Source organism: Citrobacter amalonaticus Y19, from assembly GCF_000981805.1.
Lineage (GTDB): Bacteria > Pseudomonadota > Gammaproteobacteria > Enterobacterales > Enterobacteriaceae > Citrobacter_A > Citrobacter_A amalonaticus_C.
Window position 1 is genome coordinate 1,838,662 of record NZ_CP011132.1, and the last position, 15,773, is coordinate 1,854,434.

Below are 15,773 nucleotides of genomic sequence, written 5' to 3' on the forward strand. Positions count from 1 at the left end.
GTATGGGTATACTCCAGGGGATGGTCGAGAATAACGCCACTGCCCAATTCTGCCCGGTAGTCTCGTCATTCATTAAGGTTTCCCCATTCGCTGTCCGGAGGCCTGAAGGAAGAAGGTTTTATGTTAAAACGTTGTCTCTCTCCGCTCACGCTGGTTAACCAGGTGGCGCTCATTGTGATGCTCTCTACGGCCATCGGCGTGGCGGGTATGGCTGTCTCTGGCTGGCTGGTTCAGGGCGTACAGGGCAGCGCGCATGCCATCAATAAAGCGGGCTCTCTGCGGATGCAAAGCTATCGCCTGCTCGCTGCGGTGCCGCTGGGCGTTGACGACCAGAAACTGCTTACTGAGATGGAGCAAACGGCGTTCAGCCCGGAACTGACTCGCGCGGCAGAACGCGACGGTCAGCAGGCGCAACTGCGCGCACTCCAGGATTACTGGCATCGAGAACTGTCTCCTGGCCTGCAACAGGCCAGCAGCAGAGAGGCCGTCGCCGCCGACGTCAGCCAGTTCGTCACCGGCCTTGACAGGCTCGTCTCCGCGTTTGATCACATTACCGAAATGCGTATCGAACGCGTGGTCATGGTGCACCGGATGATGGCGATTTTCATGGCGCTGCTGCTGGTCTTTACCATTATCTGGTTGCGGGCGCGTCTGCTCCAGCCGTGGAAGCAACTGCTGTCGATGGCCCGTGCCGTCAGCCAGCGCGACTTTACTCAGCGCGCGCAGATCGGCGGGCGCAATGAGATGGCGATGCTCGGCGACGCACTTAATAACATGTCCGATGAACTGGCAGAAAGCTATTCGGTGCTTGAACAGCGCGTCAGAGAAAAAACCGCCGGGCTGGAGCAGAAAAATCAGATCCTTTCATTCCTCTGGCAGGCGAACCGCCGTCTGCATTCACCGGTGCCGCTTTGCGAACGCCTCTCTCCGGTGCTGAACGGTCTGCAAAACCTGACCCAAATGCATGACATCGAACTGCGGGTGTATGACCAGGAGGACGAGGATAACCATCAGGAATTTACCTGCCAGTCCGATATCAGCTGTGATGATAAGGGATGCCATCTCTGCCCGCGCGACGCGCTGCCGCCGATTGAAGGGGGAATGACGCTGAAATGGCGCTTGACGGACACCCATACCCAGTACGGCATTTTGCTGGCGACCCTGCCGCAGGGGCGTCACATGAGTCACGATCAGCAACAACTGGTGGATACCGTCGTGGAACAGCTCACCGCAACGCTGGCGCTGGATCGCAATCAGGAACGCCAGCAGCAGTTGATTGTCATGGAAGAGCGTGCAACCATTGCGCGCGAACTGCATGATTCTATTGCACAATCACTGTCCTGTATGAAGATGCAGGTCAGTTGCCTGCAAATGCAGGGAGAAACGTTGCCGAACAGCAGCCGCGACCTGCTGAGCCAGATCCGCAACGAGCTGAACGCGTCATGGGCGCAACTGCGCGAACTGTTGACGACGTTCCGCTTACAGCTGACCGAACCCGGTCTGCGCCCGGCGCTGGAAGCCAGCTGTCACGAATACAGCGCCCGTTTTGGTTTTACGGTGAAACTGGATTACCAGTTACCCCCTCGTCTGGTGCCTTCGCATCAGGCGATTCACCTGCTGCAAATTGCCCGCGAAGCCTTAAGCAATGCGCTTAAACACTCTCACGCTGATGAAGTGGTGGTCACCGTGGCGCTGAAAGGTAAGCAGGTTAAATTGACTGTACAAGACAACGGCTGCGGCGTTCCTGAGAACGCCGAGCGCAGTAACCACTATGGCATGATCATTATGCGCGACCGGGCACAGAGCCTGCGCGGAGATTGCCAGGTACGCCGTCGCGAGACGGGCGGTACTGAAGTCGCTGTCACCTTTATTCCCGAAAAATACTTCACAGAAGTTCAAGGAGATACCCATGAATAATCAGGAACCGGCAACTATCCTGCTCATCGACGATCATCCGATGCTGCGGACCGGCGTCAAACAGCTTGTCAGCATGGCGCCCGATATTACCGTGGTTGGCGAAGCCAGTAACGGCGAACAGGGTATCGAACTGGCCGAATCGCTTGACCCGGACCTGATCCTGCTCGACCTGAATATGCCGGGAATGAACGGGCTGGAAACCCTCGATAAACTGCGTGAAAAGGCGCTGTCCGGGCGAATCGTGGTGTTCAGCGTGTCGAATCATGAAGAAGACGTCGTGACGGCGCTCAAGCGCGGCGCTGACGGCTATCTGCTGAAAGACATGGAACCGGAAGACTTGCTTAAGTCATTACAGCAGGCCGCCGCCGGAGAGATGGTATTAAGCGAAGCGTTAACGCCGGTGCTGGCAGCCAGCCTGCGCGCCAACCGTGCCACCTCCGATCGCGACGTCACGCAACTGACCCCGCGTGAGCGCGATATTCTGAAGCTTATCGCCCAGGGCCTGCCGAACAAAATGATTGCCCGCCGTCTGGATATCACCGAGAGCACGGTGAAAGTCCACGTGAAGCATATGCTGAAGAAAATGAAGCTCAAATCACGCGTCGAAGCGGCAGTGTGGGTGCATCAGGAACGCATCTTCTGATTACTCCTCCGGGAGCAACCTCCAGCGCGGATCGTCCTCTGGCATTGCCATAAACGGTTCAGTCAGCGAGAGCGTGATCTCATTGGAAGAGACACGCTGCCCCTTCTCATCTTCCACCACCACCGACAGTCGCCAGCGGTTACTCGCCCCTTCACTGCTGTCCCAGGCCGGCATAATGACCGTCCAGCCCTCAGCACTTTCCGCATTTGCGCCCGCCGTCAGACTCAGCGCCTGCATGTCACCCAACCAGGTGATATGGCGAATGCCATGCAGACTGCGTACCTGTAATTTTAACGGTACCGTTTCGCCTGAATGCAGATCCCACGGTGGGGTCGCCAGAAATACGCTCAGGGTTTTACGCTGGCGATATTCCATCGTCGGCAGGTTGTTACGCTGCGGGTTATCATAGCGGCTTCCGCGCAGCGACTGACTCTCCGCCACTTCGCTTGCCGCCAACTGCTTTTTCAGCGGCACGCCGAAGCGGTAATTCAGGTTCAGTCCGAGGTTGTTCTGGCTGAGGCCGCTCTCCCCCTGTTTGTGTTGGGCTGTTACGGTCACCAGCGGAACCGGGGTGTAGTTCAGCCCCAGTTTCACCGCTACCGGATTGTGATAGCCCGTCCCGGAATCAAACAGATCAACGCTGTCGCCAAAATATTGCTCCACGCTGACGCGGGTGTTGAGAAATTCGTAAAACGGCATGCGCATTTCAGCCGTGACGTCGTAACCGCGCGCCATTCGTTGTTCCAGCGTCGGCGTATGGGCGCGCCATGAGGCAAACGGCTGGTAATAATTGGCCGACAGTCGCAGGTATTCCCCCCACGCTTCAGCGCCCAGTCCGCCGCGCTGGAGGTTTTCATCCAGCAGATTATCGTAGAAGGTGTTATAGCCGAGCAGCCAGCCGTCGCGCGCCCAGCGCTGGCCGATACCCACATTACTCACCAGTCCATCATCCTGCTGGGTAAGCCCCAGTTGACTCCAGGTGAGGTAGCGCGAGTTATCCTGCCAGGGAACGAACCAGCTTCCGCGACTGCCGTTAAAATGGCCTTCGCTATCGACCTGTACGTTGACGCTGGCCCTGCCCCACGGCGACAGCCAGGATTCCAGGTGTTGATTCACCTGCTCACTCACCGCGTCACGCACCTGACCAAAAGCAAATTGTTTTGCCTGCTCGCCGGTATCAAGACCGTTATCGGTCATGCTCGCCTCGCCAAAGGCTTTTGCCATTTCTGCGAAGTGTTTTTCGCCTTCATGCGAGTCGGGCGCCATCCCCAGATCGGGCAACCCGTCCTGATTATTATCAAAGGGATTTTCTGCCTGTTGCATAAAGGAGGATTGTGCACTGGCTGTACCGCCTGCCAGCAGCAAGAGTAACCAGAGAGGGGCGGGATGTAATACAAAACGGCTCAAATCGGCGATGGCTTCTTACACAGTTCAGTTAACTTAACACCCTAAAAGCTTACCTGACTCAGGGTTGTTTTGCAGGATTTCTCACACTTTCAGGAATATCCTTACGCTTGTCCGGCACTTCTTGTCGTCAGACTTTCATTGGTAACACTCCGCTTGCGCGGTAACATAACTGACTGACACATCAAACCTCCCCGCTTACAGGAGTCAACATGCAAAAGATAGTGATCATTGCCAACGGTGCGGCATACGGTAGCGAATCGTTATTCAATAGCCTGCGACTGGCGATCGCCTTACGTGAACAGGCGAGCGATCTCGACCTGCGACTGTTTCTGATGTCGGATGCCGTCACGGCGGGTTTACGCGGTCAGAAGCCCGCAGAAGGTTATAACATTCAGCAGATGCTGGAGATTCTCACCGCCCAGAATGTCCCGGTCAAACTGTGCAAGACCTGCACAGACGGGCGCGGGATCACGACTCTGCCGCTGATTGACGGCGTGGAAGTTGGCACGCTGGTAGAACTGGCGCAGTGGACGCTGGCTGCCGACAAAGTGCTGACGTTCTAATCCCCTTTTCAGGCAAGCTTGCTGAAACAGCCGGTTATTTCCGAATTTAATCTTATTGGGGCGTATCTTTACCAAAAGTAAGTGCGCCCGATCACGCTTTTCTCCGGCATTTTGTCACTATTGTTTAATCGTTATGCCATTTTTTGATCAAAATCAGCATCCGAAGCCTAACTCTTTGGTGTTATGCCTCATGGGTAAAATGTGAACAACATCACGCAGCACTTCCTGAGAGGAAGTACGTTGTTTTCAATACGGGGTGAGAAATGGCATTAGTAAAGGCAAGTTTGAAGTTATTTGGTGGGGATACTGTGGTAGTACGCTGTTCTGAGTGTTGCCACATTCATCTGATGAGCGAGAAGAATCACGTTAAAGACGCGCAGACCGACATATTAAGCGTGCAAAATCGTGATAACGCGTGGTTGACCGTACCGTATACCGGCGTCTGGAATGTCCTGATCGACAGCCATAGCCAGTCACTGGAACATTCCATCAGTTATATCGCCGCCTGATACGCAAATCGCCCGGTAGCGCTTACGCCTACCGGGCTGATATAAACCTTACGCGAAACCCGGTCGCAAAACGCCTTCCGGAAGAGATTCACCTAACAAACCGCGCACGTTCGTCACCAGGTCGTTAAGACATTCATCCTGCATCCCCAGTTTCTGCAATTCCTGTTCGAGCGAAAACAGATACTGCGCGTTGGTGCCAAGCGGCCCACTGGCGGCAGCAATCAGCGGGGCAATAATTTGCGCACGCGTGTCCGACTCATACAGCGGATGGCGCGGATCCATAATAAACACCAGCGCATTCACCGTTTGCCCGTCGTCCAGCGCCAGTTGACACCAGGTGGGCAAATAGCAGCCGGTGATCATTTCTCGCTTCCACAGCAGAGTTAACTCCTGCTCAAGCGAAGCATCCGGGAGACGATAGGCCACGCCGGTGGTGCGCCCGCCCTCTTTTAGTGCGAGCATTCGTCCCGGCTGGCACGCGGTTCCGCGCCCTGCCGTGAGACGCAGGCAAAATGCCCGATGCCATCCCACCAGCGTACCGGTACATGACTCCTCAAACTCTAACGCCGGGTTCCACATCAACGATCCATAACCGAAGATCCACACCGGTCCATCATCTGGTCGGCAAGCCAGCGTCGCCGCAAGGGACGCCGCACGTTGCTCTGCTGACCATAAGAGTGATTCTTCAATAGCACCAAATGCCGTTTTACAATCGGCATTCATCAAGAAATCACGCGTTAACACCTTACACCTCCGCCACTGCATACTTCCCTGCGACAACTTTTGACGCCTTCCGGGCATTTTAACTGCTCATTTTGAAACCAATATCACGACAATATGCAATTCGCGGGCCGCTTGCAAGGCGGCAACGGGTGCAGGTAGCACGATTCGCTTACGCATTCACGGGGGTGATCACGTTAGACCTTATAATTTAAATGGTTAGGTTTTCTTATGCCACTTCTCGTCTTCGCCTTTGGCATACTCTTTTTTCACTGCCGCCCACGCGACTTTGTGCGCGGTCTCTTCTCGACTGGCATCATCGCGGCGGTCGGCTTTGTCCTTGTACTGCTCCCAGGCGCTATTGAACGCCTCCTTGTAGATCTCCTGGGCATGGGCGGGTAAGACGTGTTGTACACTGTCTGGCAGATCTTTTTTCGCATGATAAGGCATCATTGACTCCGCTTTTTGGCTAAACCTTAAGTGTGGTCATCCCAGGCTTTCTCTGCCACTGCGAAGAGGTTTATTCATCCTGCATCAATCATAAGGTGCTGTTATTTAACTACTCTACAGACAAGAGTTTCTCTTTCTGTCGTTTTAAAGGTGAAAGGCCGGAATGCCGTAAAATTTCGTAAAATATCACCAGAAAGCCTACGTTTTCTGTTATTTTTTACCCGCTTTATTACATTTATAACTAAAATCGACCTGCAGAGATGGAGAGCATTCATGACACATGCACAAGAGGCGGTGAAAACCCGCCATAAGGAGACGTCGCTTATTTTCCCGGTTGTGGCGCTGGTAGTGCTGTTCCTTTGGGGAGGCAGCCATTCACTACCAGCGGTAATCGGCATTAACCTTCTGGCCCTGATTGGTATTTTAAGCAGCGCCTTTAGCGTTGTTCGTCACGCCGACGTACTGGCCCACCGCCTCGGCGAACCCTACGGCTCACTCATTCTGAGTCTGTCAGTGGTCATTCTCGAAGTTAGCCTGATCTCAGCTCTGATGGCGACCGGCGATGCGGCGCCGACGCTGATGCGCGACACGCTCTATTCCATCATCATGATTGTGACCGGTGGTCTGGTGGGCTTTTCACTGTTACTGGGCGGGCGTAAATTCGCCACTCAGTATATGAACCTGTTCGGGATTAAACAGTATCTGATTGCCCTGTTTCCGCTGGCGATTATCGTGCTGGTGTTTCCAATGGCGCTGCCCGGCGCGAATTTCACCACCGGCCAGGCACTGTTGGTGGCCTTAATTTCTGCCGCGATGTACGGCGTGTTTCTGCTCATTCAAACCAAAACTCACCAGAGCCTGTTTGTCTATGAGCATGAAGATGACAGCGACGACGATGACCCGCATCACGGTAAACCCTCTGCGCACAGCAATGTGTGGCATGCCATCTGGCTGGTGATTCATCTGATTGCGGTGATTGCCGTCACCAAAATGAACGCGAACCCGCTGGAGACACTGCTGACTGAACTGAACGCCCCGGTCGCCTTTACCGGCTTCCTGGTCGCACTGCTGATCCTCTCCCCGGAAGGACTTGGGGCGCTGAAAGCGGTGTTGAATAATCAGGTACAGAGAGCGATGAACCTGTTCTTTGGGTCGGTGCTGGCCACCATCTCCCTGACGGTACCGGTGGTGACGCTGATTGCATGGGCAACGGGGAATGACCTGGTGTTCGGCTTAGGCGCACCGGAAATGGTGGTGATGGTGGCGTCACTGGTGCTGTGCCATATCTCGTTCTCGACGGGGCGCACCAACGTGCTGAACGGCGCGGCGCATCTGGCACTGTTTATCGCCTATCTGATGACGATATTCGCCTGACCTTTCAGGCAAACAAAACCCCGCCGCGGCGGGGTTTTTTGTTTCTGCGAGACTTAGTTCTCGGTATCCAGCTCGTCGAAGCTTTTCACCAGGTCGTCAACCGCTTTCATCTGCACAAGGAACTGTTCCAGCTTCGCCAGAGGCAGCGCGGACGGGCCGTCACACTTCGCGTTGGCCGGATCCGGGTGCGCTTCGATGAACAGACCGGCCAGGCCGACCGCCATACCGGCACGCGCCAGCTCAGTCACCTGACCGCGACGACCGCCAGAGGCCGCGCCGAACGGGTCGCGGCACTGCAGCGCATGGGTCACGTCGAAAATAACCGGGCTGTTACCGGAGACTTTCTTCATCACGCTGAAGCCCAGCATATCGACAACCAGGTTGTCATAACCGAAGTTTGCCCCACGGTCACACAGGATCACCTTGTCGTTACCGCCCTCATGGAATTTATCCACGATGTTGCCCATCTGACCCGGGCTCACGAATTGCGGTTTCTTGACGTTGATGACTGCGCCGGTTTTCGCCATCGCTTCCACCAGATCGGTCTGACGCGCGAGGAACGCCGGTAACTGAATCACATCCACAACGTCAGCAACCGGCTGCGCCTGGCTGGCTTCATGAACGTCGGTGATCACTTTCACGCCAAAGGTCTGTTTCAGTTCCTGGAAGATTTTCATCCCTTCTTCCAGGCCCGGTCCACGGTAGGAGTGGATAGAGGAACGGTTGGCTTTATCAAAAGAGGCCTTGAACACGTAAGGGATACCCAGTTTCTGGGTAACGGTCACGTAGTGCTCACAAATGCGCATCGCCAGATCGCGCGATTCCAGCACGTTCATCCCGCCAAACAGCACGAACGGCAGATCGTTTGCTACCTTGATGTCGCCAATGCTAACCACTTTTTGTTTCATAGGATCGCCTTAATGATGAGTAAGAATGTCGATAAATTAATGCAGGACAATTTGCTTGTGCGAGATGTTATTAATCTGCGCACGAATCATTTCGCTGATCGGGTCTTCCGGACACTGCTCAACGAAATAGCTTAAATCGGTCAGCGCGACATGTTCACATTCCAGTTGCGCATAAATTAAGCCCCGGTCACGTATTTCGTACGGATCTTCCGGGTTAAATTGCAGTAACGCTTCACTCGCCCGCAGCGCCAGCTCCATCTGTTGTTCTTCCATTAAGGAAGATTTCAGGGTGTCCAGCAGCTTGCGAATCACTTCTGCGTTATCCGCTTCGTCCAGGTCTTCGTTAAATAACTCTGCGACCGGACTGATATTCCCCTTCAGCCACACTTCCAGCGTATGCTCATTCAACGTTTCACCATTGAACGGATTGATGAGCCACATTTCGCCTTCCAGCGACTCAATACGCAAAATAAGCTGCGTCGGGAAAATCACCGGTACCAGCGGCAATGACAACCGGTTGGCGATCCACAATAGGATCGCCCCCAGCGATACCGCGCTGCCCTGGCGGTTCTTCAGTACCTGGTCAAGCCATAATGCGTCGGACAAACGGTAAACGCCGCGGGTGTCAGTAAAACCCCACTCGCCGTAGAAAAGTGCCAGCAATTTTTCCAGTTGCTCATCCTGAGACAAAAGCTGGCTAATTTCTTCTTGCGCCTGGCTGACCAGACGTTCCAGCTCGTCATAGACAGTTTGCGAAGGAAAATCCAGGCGGATCGATTCCGATGCCAGGATCATCCCGTCGCACAATGGCGCTTTATTAAATTCGAAATCAGCTAACGACCTCATGACCTACCCCAGTAACGGTATTTTTGTGGTGGCGAGTTTAATGATGATGTACAGCACCACCAGCGCCAGCAGAAACGCGAATAACCGCGCCTGCCGACTGCGCGCCCGACGGTAATCGAGCGCAATAAAACCCAAAACGATGTAAATGATAACCCCAAACAGCTTCTCAGTCAGCCATGTCCCCTGCTCCGTGAATGGCAGGATGTGCGTTTTAGCGATCAAACCCACGCCACTGAGCAGCAAAAGCGTGTCAACAACCGGCGGGACGACGCGCGTCCAGCGCGCGTGAGCCCGCGCAGAGTGACATTCATGCCACCCATAGCGCAACACAAACAGACTAATGGAAAGCGCAATACTGATGAGGTGAACGCTGAGCAAAAGCGTGACGCTGTTCATGCAGGTTTACGTCCGAGCGTAATGCGCTCGTTATCGCCATAATCACGACAGGTTTCTACCGCCTGGTAGCCCGCGCGAATGAAGGCGTCACGTACGGCAGCGCCCTGCTGCCAGCCATGCTCGAGTAGCAGAAAACCGCCCGCTTCCAGCCGCGTACGAGATTGTTCGATAATGTGCACAATGTCGGCCATTCCGCCATCGCGGGCGACCAGGGCGGTCAGCGGCTCAAAGCGGACATCGCCCTGCACCAGATGCGGATCCTGTTCGTCAATGTACGGCGGATTGCTGACAATCATCGTAAACTGCTGTCCCGGCAAGGCGCTAAACCAGTCGCTTTGCTGGATGCGAACATTGTGAATGGCCAACTGTGTGGCATTACGCTGCGCCAGTTCAACCGCATCCGGCATTCTGTCAACCGCCGTGACCTCACAGTCAGGGCGTTCAGACGCCAGCGCCAGCGCAATCGCGCCGGTGCCGGTACCGAGATCGAGAATACGGCACGGGTCCGATGGCAGTCGCGCCAGCGCCTGTTCCACCAGACATTCGGTATCCGGACGCGGGATAAGCGTGGCGGGCGAGACAAACAACGGCAATGACCAGAACTCGCGTACGCCGGTTAAGTGCGCGATGGGTTCCCCTTGTTTACGACGTGCCAGTAACCCGTCCAGTTGTTCACGCTGGGCGTCGGTTATTGCCGTTTCACCAAATGCCAGGATGAACGTGCGCCCTTTACCGGTCACAAATTCGAGTAAGATCTCGGCATCGCGGCGCGGGCTTTCACTCTCCTGTAGCTGGCTTATCGCCTCACGTAACCAGTGCTGAAAATCCATTATTCCTGCTCGGACAGCGCCGCCAGTTGATCGGCCTGGTATTCCTGCACAATAGGCTCAATCAGCATATCCAGTTTACCTTCCATCGCTTCATCCAGACGGTAGAGCGTCAGGTTGATGCGGTGATCGGTCACACGCCCCTGCGGGAAGTTGTAGGTCCGGTTACGGTCGCTGCGATCGCCGCTGCCCAGCAGGTTGCGACGCGTTGATGCTTCCGCCTGCTGACGTCGTGCCACTTCGGCTGCGCGAATACGCGCACCCAGTACCGACATCGCTTTGGCTTTGTTTTTGTGCTGCGAACGTTCGTCCTGACACTCCACCACAATGCCGGTCGGCAGGTGGGTAATACGGATGGCGGAGTCGGTGGTGTTAACGTGCTGGCCACCCGCCCCGGAGGAACGGAAGGTATCAATACGCAGATCGGCCGGATTAATATCCGGCAGCTCGGCTTCCGGCAACTCCGGCATCACCGCCACGGTACAGGCGGAAGTGTGGATACGTCCCTGCGATTCTGTAGCCGGTACGCGCTGCACGCGATGTCCACCGGATTCAAATTTCAGGCGGCCATAGACGCCGTCGCCGCTGATCTTGGCGATAATCTCTTTATAACCACCGTGCTCGCCTTCGCTGGCGCTCATGATCTCCACCCGCCAGCGGCGTGTTTCCGCATAGCGGCTGTACATGCGGAAAAGATCGCCGGCAAACAAAGCCGCTTCATCGCCGCCGGTCCCGGCACGAACTTCCAGAAACGCATTGCGCTCATCGTCCGGATCTTTCGGCAGCAGTAGTACCTGTAACTGCTGTTCCAGTTGTTCACTCTTGTCTTTCGCTTCGCGCAGTTCTTCCTGCGCCATCTCACGCATTTCAGGATCGTCGAGCATCATTTGTGCCGTTTCGATATCGTCCTGAATCTGTTGCCAGTCCGTAAAACAGCGAGAAACATCGCTAAGTTGTGCATACTCGCGCGACAGTGCGCGAAAACGTTCCTGGTCTGCGATGGTTCCCGCATCACCCAGCAGCGCCTGAACTTCTTCATGGCGTTCATGCAGGGCTTCCAGTTTGGCAACGATAGAAGGCTTCATAGGCGTAAATGCACCTTGTAAAAAGAAGGGTGTGTTGCTACTCCAGCCCGAGGCTGTCGCGCAAAATATTCAGGCGTTCGTCATCCCCGTCACGGGCGGCCTGCTGAAGAGATTTGGTTGGCGCATGGATCAGGCGATTGGTCAGTTTCCATGCCAGATCCTGCATAATGGTCTGCGCGTCGCCACCCTGTTCCAGAGCGGCAAGCGCTTTCGCGGTCAATTCATCACGTACCTGCTCAGACTGACTACGGTATTCACGAATGGTTTCACTGGCACCCTGAGCGCGCAGCCAGGCCATAAACTCGCTGGTTTCCTGCGCGACAATCGTTTCGGCTTCCACTGCCGCGGCTTTGCGCTGCGCCAGGTTGTGCGAAATGATGCTTTGCAGATCGTCAACGCTATAGAGATAAGCGTTCGCCAGATTGCCAACTTCCGGTTCGACATCGCGCGGAACGGCGATATCCACCAGCAGCATCGGCTGATTGCGACGGCTTTTCAGCGCGCGCTCCACCATCCCTTTGCCGATAATGGGCAACGGGCTGGCGGTTGAACTGATGATAATGTCGGCTTCACGCAGACGTTCGTCGATGTCGCTGAGCGCAATGACTTCAGCCCCCACTTCATCGGCCAGAACCTGCGCCCGCTCGCGGGTGCGGTTGGCGATGATCATCTTCTGCACGTTGTGTTCACGCAGATGACGCGCCACCAGTTCGATGGTTTCTCCCGCGCCGACCAGCAGCACGGTAACCGTGGAGAGTGATTCAAAGATCTGGCGCGCCAGCGTACAGGCGGCAAACGCAACGGACACGGCGCTGGCACCGATATCGGTTTCCGTACGGACTCGTTTGGCGACAGAGAAAGATTTCTGGAACATGCGTTCCAGCGCGCTGGCGTTCAGGTGGCCTTTTTGCGAATCCGCAAAGGCTTTTTTCACCTGGCCGAGAATTTGCGGCTCGCCCAGCACCAGCGAATCCAGACCGCTGGCGACACGCATCAGATGACTGACCGCGTCGTTATCCTGGTGCCAGTAGAGGCTGCTGCGCAGTTCCTCTTCGTTGAGATTATGGTAATCGCATAACCAACGAATCAGCGCCTCTTGCAGATTGTCCTGCTCTTCCACACTGAGATACAGCTCCGTGCGGTTACACGTCGACAACACCACGCCGCCCTGCACCATTGGCTGCGCAAGCAGGCTTTCCAGCGCCTGATCGAGCGTATCCGGCGAAAACGTTACGCGTTCTCGCAGCGATACAGGTGCCGTCTTATGGTTAATGCCGAGCGCTAAAAGGGTCATGTCTGCGGGAGTAGTACCAGCGTTGATATGGTTAGTCTGCTCGCATCATACAGGATGCGCGGAATCAATAAAAGAGAGCGCCCCCTTTTGGAGTAATAGCTTATCGCTCAAATTAAGATAACGTGAACGTAGACGATATACCCGCACAGCGCTAGCATTAAGGGTTATTATTGCAACATATCACAAGGATTCGTCATCATTATGACCCTGCCTGACTTTCGCCTGATCCGCCTGCTTCCGCTGGCAAGCCTGGTCCTGACCGCCTGTACGCTCAACGCGCCGAAAGGCCCGGGGAAGAGCCCGGACTCTCCTCAATGGCGGCAGCATCAGCAGGATGTCCGCCAATTAAATCAGTATCAGACGCGCGGCGCGTTTGCCTATATTTCCGACGAACAGAAGGTCTATGCGCGCTTCTTCTGGCAGCAGACCGGCCAGGATCGCTATCGCCTGCTGCTGACCAACCCGCTTGGCAGCACCGAGCTTGAACTGAATGCGCAGCCGGGTAACGTGCAGTTAATGGATAACAAAGGCCAGCGCTATACCGCTGACGATGCCGAAGAGATGATCGGCAAGCTGACCGGTATGCCGATCCCGCTGAACAGCCTGCGCCAGTGGATCCTCGGCCTTCCAGGCGACGCCACTGACTACAAGCTTGACGACCAGTATCGCCTGAGCGAAGTGAATTACCGCCAGGACGGAAAAAACTGGAAGGTGGTCTACAGCGCGTACGACAGCAAAACGACTCCGGCGATGCCCGCCAATATGGAACTCTCTGACGGCGCTCAGCGTATCAAGCTGAAAATGGATAACTGGATCGTGAAATGATGACCCACTGGCCCTCTCCGGCAAAACTGAATCTGTTTTTATACATCACCGGACGACGTGCGGACGGTTATCACACGCTGCAAACCTTGTTTCAGTTCCTCGATTATGGCGACACCATCAGTCTGGAACCGCGCAGCGACGGCGAAATTCATCTCCTGACGCCGGTTGACGGCGTCGCGCATGAAGACAACCTGATCGTCCGCGCCGCACGACTGCTGATGAAAACAGCCGCAGAGAGCGGTCGTCTGCCGGCCGGCAGCGGCGCGGATATCCGTATCGAAAAGCGTCTGCCGATGGGCGGAGGGCTTGGCGGAGGGTCGTCGAACGCAGCAACCGTGCTAGTCGCGCTGAATAACATCTGGCAGTGCGGCCTGTCGCTGGACGAACTGGCCGTGCTCGGATTAACGCTCGGGGCTGACGTCCCGGTGTTTGTCCGCGGACACGCCGCCTTCGCCGAAGGTATCGGGGAGTGCCTGACGCCAGTGGAACCGGCCGAAAAATGGTATCTGGTGGTGCACCCGGGCGTCAGTATTTCTACACCGATGATTTTTAACGATCCTGACCTCCCCCGCAATACGCCAAAAAGGTCAATAGAAACGTTATTAAAATGTGAATTCAGCAATGATTGCGAGGTTATCGCAAGAAAACGTTTTCGCGAGGTTGATGCGGCGCTTTCCTGGCTGTTAGAATACGCGCCGTCGCGCCTGACTGGTACAGGGGCCTGTGTCTTTGCTGAATTCGATACAGAGTCTCGTGCCCGGCAGGTGCTTGAGCAAGCCCCGGAATGGTTTAATGGCTTTGTGGCTAAGGGTGTCAACCTTTCTCCACTTCATCAATCCATGCTTTAGCCGGGCAAGCTGAGTTTCGGTGACAACGTCACCCTGTTCCAGACGTTGCATCGCGCTCTTTAATACACCGCATGGTGAGAGTCCTGCCTGGCCCGCACAGTTTTCGGCAAACTCTTTCCACCAATGGACGCATGCCTGAGGTTCTTCTCGTGCCTGATATGAAGCTTTTTGCTGGTAACGCCACCCCGGAACTAGCACAACGTATTGCCAACCGCCTGTACACTTCTCTCGGCGACGCCGCTGTAGGTCGCTTTAGCGATGGCGAAGTCAGCGTACAAATTAACGAAAATGTACGCGGTGGTGATATTTTCATCATCCAGTCCACTTGTGCTCCAACGAACGACAACCTGATGGAATTGGTCGTTATGGTTGATGCCCTGCGCCGTGCTTCCGCAGGCCGTATCACCGCCGTTATCCCTTACTTTGGCTATGCGCGTCAGGATCGTCGTGTACGTTCCGCCCGTGTACCGATTACGGCAAAAGTTGTCGCTGACTTCCTGTCCAGCGTCGGCGTTGACCGCGTTCTGACCGTTGACCTGCATGCTGAACAGATCCAGGGCTTCTTCGACGTTCCGGTTGATAACGTATTTGGTAGCCCAATTCTGTTAGAAGATATGCTGCAGCTGAATCTGGATAACCCGATTGTGGTTTCTCCGGACATCGGTGGCGTCGTGCGTGCCCGTGCTATCGCTAAGCTGCTCAATGACACCGATATGGCGATCATCGACAAGCGCCGTCCGCGTGCGAACGTCTCTCAGGTGATGCACATCATCGGTGACGTAGCAGGCCGTGACTGTGTACTGGTTGACGATATGATCGACACCGGTGGTACGCTGTGTAAAGCAGCTGAAGCGCTGAAAGAACGTGGTGCAAAACGCGTATTTGCTTACGCCACTCACCCGATCTTCTCAGGCAATGCCGCAAACAACCTGCGTAACTCTGTTATTGATGAAGTCGTTGTCTGCGATACCATTCCGCTGACCGACGAAATCAAGGCACTGCCGAACGTGCGTACATTGACCCTGTCGGGTATGCTGGCCGAAGCGATTCGTCGTATCAGCAACGAAGAATCTATTTCTGCTATGTTCGAGCATTAATCGAACCTGGTTCAAAAACCCGCTGCGGCGGGTTTTTTCGTCTGTAACCCTTATTTCTCCACAA

17 protein-coding genes are annotated in these 15,773 nt (G+C 55.2%); 8 read left to right on the forward strand and 9 right to left on the reverse strand.

Annotated elements, in window-relative coordinates; all coding sequences use genetic code 11:
- Positions 1-120: 120 nt before the first annotated feature.
- Positions 121-1,917, forward strand: a complete 1,797-nt coding sequence (narX, locus tag F384_RS08255) for a nitrate/nitrite two-component system sensor histidine kinase NarX (protein ID WP_046481057.1) — start codon at positions 121-123, stop codon at positions 1,915-1,917.
- Positions 1,910-2,560 carry a two-component system response regulator NarL gene (gene narL, locus F384_RS08260; protein WP_042318615.1) on the forward strand — a complete coding sequence of 217 codons (651 nt, stop codon included), beginning with the start codon at positions 1,910-1,912 and terminating at the stop codon, positions 2,558-2,560. The genes narX and narL overlap by 8 nt, the downstream gene beginning before the upstream one ends.
- On the opposite strand, the gene F384_RS08265 is transcribed toward narL, so the two are convergent.
- On the reverse strand, positions 2,561-3,967 hold the full coding sequence (locus tag F384_RS08265; RefSeq protein WP_046481058.1) for a YchO/YchP family invasin: 1,407 nt from the start codon (positions 3,965-3,967) through the stop codon (positions 2,561-2,563).
- A gap of 209 nt (positions 3,968-4,176) precedes the next feature.
- Here F384_RS08265 and F384_RS08270 point away from each other — a divergent pair, with 209 nt between their 5' ends.
- Both F384_RS08270 and F384_RS08275 read left to right on the forward strand, forming a co-directional pair.
- Positions 4,177-4,530: a DsrE/DsrF/TusD sulfur relay family protein gene (locus F384_RS08270; protein ID WP_046481059.1), complete on the forward strand. Its 354-nt coding sequence runs from the start codon at positions 4,177-4,179 to the stop codon at positions 4,528-4,530.
- Positions 4,531-4,793: 263 nt separating this feature from the next.
- A complete protein-coding gene (locus tag F384_RS08275) occupies positions 4,794-5,039 on the forward strand; it encodes a DUF1883 domain-containing protein (protein ID WP_046481060.1) in 246 nt (81 codons plus the stop codon).
- 48 nt (positions 5,040-5,087) lie between these two features.
- Here F384_RS08275 and F384_RS08280 read toward each other — a convergent pair whose 3' ends face one another.
- A complete protein-coding gene (locus F384_RS08280; protein ID WP_046481061.1) occupies positions 5,088-5,783 on the reverse strand; it encodes a gamma-glutamylcyclotransferase in 696 nt (231 codons plus the stop codon).
- 195 nt (positions 5,784-5,978) lie between these two features.
- The gene (chaB, locus tag F384_RS08285; protein ID WP_046481062.1) at positions 5,979-6,209 is read right to left on the reverse strand and encodes a putative cation transport regulator ChaB; all 231 of its coding nucleotides are present in this window, start codon (positions 6,207-6,209) and stop codon (positions 5,979-5,981) included.
- A 273-nt stretch (positions 6,210-6,482) separates the two neighbouring features.
- Here chaB and chaA point away from each other — a divergent pair, with 273 nt between their 5' ends.
- A complete protein-coding gene (chaA, locus tag F384_RS08290; protein ID WP_046481063.1) occupies positions 6,483-7,583 on the forward strand; it encodes a sodium-potassium/proton antiporter ChaA in 1,101 nt (366 codons plus the stop codon).
- Between the two features lie 53 nt (positions 7,584-7,636).
- Here the strand turns inward: chaA and kdsA are convergent, their stop codons facing one another.
- From kdsA to hemA, 6 genes are read right to left on the reverse strand one after another with little or no spacing between them, the layout of a single operon-like run.
- Entirely contained in the window at positions 7,637-8,491 is an 855-nt protein-coding gene (kdsA, locus tag F384_RS08295) for a 3-deoxy-8-phosphooctulonate synthase (RefSeq protein ID WP_046481064.1), read from the reverse strand.
- A 36-nt stretch (positions 8,492-8,527) separates the two neighbouring features.
- Positions 8,528-9,337 (reverse strand): invasion regulator SirB1, encoded by an 810-nt coding sequence (gene sirB1, locus F384_RS08300; protein ID WP_046481065.1) that lies wholly within the window; start codon positions 9,335-9,337, stop codon positions 8,528-8,530.
- A 3-nt stretch (positions 9,338-9,340) separates the two neighbouring features.
- Positions 9,341-9,733, reverse strand: coding sequence for an invasion regulator SirB2 (sirB2, locus tag F384_RS08305; protein WP_046481066.1), 393 nt, complete (start codon positions 9,731-9,733; stop codon positions 9,341-9,343).
- Positions 9,730-10,563: a peptide chain release factor N(5)-glutamine methyltransferase gene (gene prmC, locus F384_RS08310; RefSeq protein WP_046481067.1), complete on the reverse strand. Its 834-nt coding sequence runs from the start codon at positions 10,561-10,563 to the stop codon at positions 9,730-9,732. Before prmC ends, sirB2 begins: the two co-directional genes overlap by 4 nt.
- Positions 10,563-11,645: a peptide chain release factor 1 gene (prfA, locus tag F384_RS08315; RefSeq protein WP_046481068.1), complete on the reverse strand. Its 1,083-nt coding sequence runs from the start codon at positions 11,643-11,645 to the stop codon at positions 10,563-10,565. The genes prmC and prfA overlap by 1 nt, the downstream gene beginning before the upstream one ends.
- A 37-nt stretch (positions 11,646-11,682) precedes the next feature.
- On the reverse strand, positions 11,683-12,939 hold the full coding sequence (gene hemA, locus F384_RS08320) for a glutamyl-tRNA reductase (RefSeq protein WP_046481069.1): 1,257 nt from the start codon (positions 12,937-12,939) through the stop codon (positions 11,683-11,685).
- A 201-nt stretch (positions 12,940-13,140) separates the two neighbouring features.
- Between hemA and lolB the strand changes: the two genes are divergently transcribed.
- The 3 genes from lolB to prs all read left to right on the forward strand — a co-directional run bounded on the left by lolB (position 13,141) and on the right by prs (position 15,709).
- A complete protein-coding gene (gene lolB / locus F384_RS08325; RefSeq protein ID WP_046481070.1) occupies positions 13,141-13,764 on the forward strand; it encodes a lipoprotein insertase outer membrane protein LolB in 624 nt (207 codons plus the stop codon).
- Positions 13,761-14,612, forward strand: a complete 852-nt coding sequence (gene ispE, locus F384_RS08330; RefSeq protein WP_046481071.1) for a 4-(cytidine 5'-diphospho)-2-C-methyl-D-erythritol kinase — start codon at positions 13,761-13,763, stop codon at positions 14,610-14,612. Before lolB ends, ispE begins: the two co-directional genes overlap by 4 nt.
- A 149-nt stretch (positions 14,613-14,761) precedes the next feature.
- Positions 14,762-15,709 (forward strand): ribose-phosphate diphosphokinase, encoded by a 948-nt coding sequence (prs, locus tag F384_RS08335; RefSeq protein WP_001518537.1) that lies wholly within the window; start codon positions 14,762-14,764, stop codon positions 15,707-15,709.
- Positions 15,710-15,773 lie beyond the last annotated feature (64 nt).